At 54.0% G+C, this 4,958-nt stretch carries 6 protein-coding genes; 3 read left to right on the plus strand and 3 right to left on the minus strand.

What is annotated here, in order from left to right:
* The 3 genes from VB081_RS06255 to VB081_RS06265 all read right to left on the minus strand — a co-directional run.
* The coding region (locus tag VB081_RS06255) for a DUF308 domain-containing protein (protein ID WP_323399971.1) at positions 1 to 525 on the minus strand (525 nt) is incomplete at its 3' end.
* 25 nt (positions 526 to 550) lie between these two features.
* Positions 551 to 1,789 (minus strand): glutamate-5-semialdehyde dehydrogenase, encoded by a 1,239-nt coding sequence (locus VB081_RS06260; protein ID WP_323399972.1) that lies wholly within the window; start codon positions 1,787 to 1,789, stop codon positions 551 to 553.
* An 84-nt stretch (positions 1,790 to 1,873) separates the two neighbouring features.
* Complete coding sequence (locus VB081_RS06265) at positions 1,874 to 2,917, minus strand: N-acetylmuramoyl-L-alanine amidase (RefSeq protein ID WP_323399973.1); 1,044 nt, start codon at positions 2,915 to 2,917, stop codon at positions 1,874 to 1,876.
* A gap of 85 nt (positions 2,918 to 3,002) precedes the next feature.
* On the opposite strand from VB081_RS06265, the gene VB081_RS06270 reads away from it, so the two are divergent.
* The 3 genes from VB081_RS06270 to VB081_RS06280 all read left to right on the plus strand — a co-directional run.
* Positions 3,003 to 3,755 (plus strand): SDR family NAD(P)-dependent oxidoreductase, encoded by a 753-nt coding sequence (locus VB081_RS06270; protein ID WP_323399974.1) that lies wholly within the window; start codon positions 3,003 to 3,005, stop codon positions 3,753 to 3,755.
* 57 nt (positions 3,756 to 3,812) lie between these two features.
* Positions 3,813 to 4,574 carry an SDR family NAD(P)-dependent oxidoreductase gene (locus VB081_RS06275; protein ID WP_323399975.1) on the plus strand — a complete coding sequence of 254 codons (762 nt, stop codon included), beginning with the start codon at positions 3,813 to 3,815 and terminating at the stop codon, positions 4,572 to 4,574.
* 16 nt (positions 4,575 to 4,590) lie between these two features.
* Positions 4,591 to 4,958: HsmA family protein (locus tag VB081_RS06280; protein WP_323399976.1), on the plus strand; the 368-nt coding region annotated here is incomplete at its 3' end.

Genomic DNA, 4,958 nt, shown 5'->3' on the forward strand with positions numbered 1-4,958 from the left:
GCTTGACGCAAGCCAGCCTGTGAACGGAACGACCACAAGGATAATACCGAGGATAATATTCAAAATGCCGCTCGTATTGAGCCAGCCTGTGTTCTGTTCGTCCAGTCTGCAAAAGCGTCTGCACGCAAATATCTGCAAAAATCCGCGGTATATCGTCACAAATCCGAGCACGATGGTAAAGATGCTCATCATCGCGAGCTGGCTCGCCGGATCGCCCACCGAAAGCACAAGGATAACCACACCCATGATCGCTAAGATAAATCCGCTCACGAGCGTCGCCGCGTTGCGGTAAGCTGCCGCCGTGCGAAAATAAATGATCAGCTCATAGATCCCCAGCAGCAAAACACCCAGCCCAAGCGTGTTATTGATGCTCACACTTCCTAAAAACGGCAGGAACACCATCAAAAGCCCCATCGCGATCAGGCACACGGCAATGATCACACCCGCGATCCTGTGCTGTTTTACTCTTTTGGCAAGCTCCTCCGGTTCAAAATCCATTTCCGGTATCAAATCCTGTTTTTCCATGTCAAAACCCCTTCCAGATGATTATTTAGCGTATCTGTCCGTCTCCGTCGATCACATACTTCACGGTCGTCAATTCTTCTAAGCCCATCGGCCCGCGCGCGTGCAGCTTTTGCGTAGAAATGCCGATCTCTGCGCCGAAGCCGAATTCGAACCCGTCCGTAAAGCGCGTGCTTGCGTTCACATATACCGCTGCACTGTCCACTTCATCTTTAAACTTTTCAGCGTTCTTGTAATCATTCGTAACGATCGTTTCAGAATGCCCCGTGCTGTATTTGTTGATGTGCGAGATCGCCTCGTCCACATCTCCAACGACCTTCACCGCAATGATATAATCGAGAAATTCCGTTTCGTAATCTTCTTCTGTCGCCGCTGTCGCGCCATATTTCTGGCTGATCTCGCAGCCACGGATCTCCACGCCCTCTTTTTTGAGGTCTGCAAATACCTTAGGCAAAAATTCTGCCGCCACATCCTTGTGCACAAGCAGGCTTTCCGCCGCGTTGCACACCGCCGGACGCGTTGTTTTTGCGTTGACGGTGATCTTGTCCGCCATATCGAGGTCTGCGGACGCGTCTACATATATATGACAATTGCCCGTGCCCGTCTCGATGACCGGCACTGTCGCGTTTTGCACCACCGACTGTATGAGCCCTGCGCCTCCGCGCGGGATCAGTACGTCGATCAGGTCGTTTAACTTCATCATTTCCGTGACTGCGCTGCGTGATACGTCACGAATGAGCCCGACCGCGCCTTTGGGCAGCCCCGCGACCTCGCCCGCCTGTATCATCACGTCCGCCACCGCGGAATTGGAATGGATCGCTTCGCTGCCGCCCTTTAAGACGACCGCGTTGGATGTTTTCAGGCACAGACCGATCGCGTCCGCCGTCACATTCGGGCGCGCCTCATAAATGATGCCCACAACGCCAAGCGGTACGCGCTTTTTGGCGATCATCAGGCCATTCGGGCGCTTGGTCGCGCAAATGATGTCGCCGATCGGGTCGGCAAGCAGCGCCACGTCGCGCAGCCCCTGCGCCATATCCTGTATACGCGCCTTGGTGAGGGCAAGCCTGTCGATCAGCGCCGTCGTGCGTCCCTTTTCCTTGGCCGCTTCCACGTCCAGCATGTTTTGCTTCAAAATAAATTCCGTATGATTCAAAAGCCCTTGCGCCATTGCTTCCAGAATCTTGTTCTTTTCAATGGTCGAAAGCCTGTTCATCGCTGTTTTCGCGTCCTTTGCCGCCTGCGCGACCTTCAGTACCGAGCTCATGTGCTTCTCCTCGTCTTTCTTTGCTTTTTCTCAGTATACCATCCTGTTTTCATGAAAACAAGTCAAACCGCCTTACCCGGCGCGTTATGCAATATAGTCCAGTATTCCTTGCAGCACGCCCTGTGCGCACTTTTGCTGATACTCGTCCGAGATCAACAATGCCTCTTCACTGCCGTTAGAAAGGCATCCCATCTCCATGTTGCAGACAGGCACCGTGCTCCAGTTAAAGCCTGTCTGGTCGTCCCGCTCGCTCACGCCACGGTTTTTCGCGCCTGTTTCAGCGACAAACGCGCTTAAGATCGCTTCACCCGCCGCACGGCTTTGCGCAGCAAATCCCTCGGTATACTGCCCGCTTGGCACAAGCATTAGCGCTCCGTGCACGCCGCTGTCGTCCACACCGTCGCAGTGCAGGCGCACGGCAAGGTCTGTGCCCGCGTCATTAAATAATTGTGCACGCTCCTTATTGGAGATGTTCACGTCTGAGCTTTCGCGCGTCATCACGACCTCCGCGCCGTTTTCCTCGAGCAGCTCCCGCAGCTTGAGCCCGACCGCGAGCGTGATCTTATATTCCGGCGTGCCGGTATTCGCTCCGTCCGCACCGGACGATACCTTCGCCTTCTTCACGGAAGAATCGGGCGCTTGCGGCTCTTTGTCCGAATTGCCCTGCGCCTGATGCCCCGGGTCTATGCCGATCGTAATGCCCGATAGCGGCAATGTGCATTCCTTTGCGTCGTCCGCATAGACGCGCGCCAGTGTTTCCGCTCCCGCGATCCCATCCGCGTTAAGCCCGTTTTGCTTTTGGAACAGCCTGACGGCACGCTCTGTGGCCGGCCCATATTTCGTGGTAAATTCATCGATCTTCAAATATCCGAGCTCCGCCAGCCTCTTTTGCAGTGTTGTGACCGCTTCGCTTTCCACGCCGCTTTTGAGCGTCGGATCGGACGTTGGCGTGGGCTCGGGCGTAAGGGTCTGCGTCGGCAGGACGGTGGGCAACACTGAGGGCTCCGCACTCGCAGACGGCGCAGGGCTTTCCGCCGCTGCCTGTGACGGGGCGTCCCCTCCCGCGCACGCAGACAGTACCGCCAGCATGAGCAGGATATAAATAATTGTAAAAATCCGTTTTTTCATAATTATATTATACCCGCATCGCTTACATTACACAATCTTTCGCCAGAGTGGTATAATGGAACAAAAACAGAGCGGGAGACAGCAAATGAAAGCATTGATTACAGGGGCAAGTTCGGGCATCGGGCGGGATATCGCGAAGGTTCTCAGCAAAAAGGGATATGACCTTATCATCACGGCGCGGCGCGAAGACCGGCTTGCGGAACTGAAAAGCGAGCTTGCAACAGATGTGCGCATCCTTACCGCCGATCTTTCCAAAGAGGAAGAATGCCTGCGGCTATATGAAGCGGTCAAAGATGAGGATATCGATATCCTGATCAACAACGCGGGATATGGCGTGTTCGGCGCTTTTGACGAGACAGATTTAGACGCAGAGCTCAATATGATCGACCTCAATATCATTTCCGTGCATATCCTGATGAAGTTGTTCCTAAAAGATTTCATTGCAAAGGACAAGGGATATATTTTGAATGTGGCTTCGTCCGCGGCGTTCATGCCCGGGCCGCTGTTCTCGTCCTACTATGCTTCCAAGGCCTATGTGCTGCGCCTCACGCAGGCAGTCCATGAAGAACTCCGCCATGCCGGACGGCATGTATATGTCGGCGCGCTGTGCCCCGGCCCGGTAAACACCGAATTCAACCAGACGGCGGGCGTGGCGTTCGGCATGCACGGGCTCTCCTCGGAATACGTTGCGGAATATACCGTCAAGAAAATGTTTGCCGGCAAAACGGTGATTGTGCCCGGCGCAATCATGAAGGGCGCGCGCTTTTTTTCTAAGCTGCTGCCCGACAGCTTTGTCGCCAAGATGGCGTATGGTTTCCAGGACAACAAAAACGGCTGATTTTCTTCTTCAAAGGGGTTTATCAATAAACCATCAAAACGAAAAGAGGGATGCGGCGTGAAAATCGCGGTTGTTACGGGCGCGTCGTCCGGCATGGGCAAAGAATTTGCAAAGCAGATCGGCGCGCAAAAGTGTGTGGAGCAAATATGGGTGATCGCCCGGCGTAAAGAGCGGCTCGAGGAGCTTCAAAAGGAAGTGGATACCCCGCTGCGCATCTTTGCATATGACCTGACCAATATGGATCATATCAACGAACTAAAGCAGGTGATGGACACGGAAAAACCTGGCATACAGCTTCTTGTGAACTGCTCCGGCTTTGCAAAATTCGGTGATTTTGAGCAGGTGCGCGAGCAAGACGCGCTTGCCATGATCGATCTTAACGTGCGCGCGCTCGTGGCCCTCACAATGGCCTGCATCCCCCATATGCTGCCCGGCGGACACATCATAGAGATCGCTTCCACCGCCGCCTTCCAGCCGCTGCCGGATATGAACGTATACGCCGCTTCCAAAGCGTTTGTGTTAAGTTATTCACGTGCCTTGAACCGCGAGCTCGGCAAAAAAGGCGTGTCCGTTACGGCGGTATGCCCCGGCTGGACGAAAACAGAATTTCTTGACGTGGCGCAAAAGGACGCAAGCAAAGGCGCAGTCAAAAACTTCCTGTTTCTCTCCAAACCTGAAAACGTCGTCGCGCGCGCGCTCCGGGATGCCCGGCGGGAAAAGGACGTATCCGTATACGGCATCTTCAACAAGCTGCACATAGTCTTTGCCAAGATCCTGCCCGACAGCTCCATCATGACCTTTTGGAACGCTATGAAATGATTTGGGGGAACTAATTATGGATATCAAGCTGATTTTTGCAATTATTACGATCACGCTCGCGCTCGTGTTTTATACCATTGGCGTATTCGGCGAACGCAGGTCTGGTACGCTTCAAAAAAAGCATGTGATCACCTTCTGGTGCGGCCTTGTCTTTGATACGACGGGGACGACCATCATGTCGCTGATCGCTGCTGCGGGTACAACGCAGATATCGCCTGCGGCAAGTATGCTGCACTCCATTACGGGTGTCGCTGCCATTGCGCTCATGCTTTTCCACGCTGTCTGGGCGACTGTCGTCCTTGCGAAAGGAGACGCGCAAAAACGCGCTTCGTTCCACAAATTCAGCATTATCGTTTGGGCGATCTGGCTTATCCCGTATGTGCT

The sequence above is a fragment of the Christensenella sp. genome (assembly GCF_034927525.1).
Taxonomy (GTDB): domain Bacteria; phylum Bacillota; class Clostridia; order Christensenellales; family Christensenellaceae; genus Christensenella.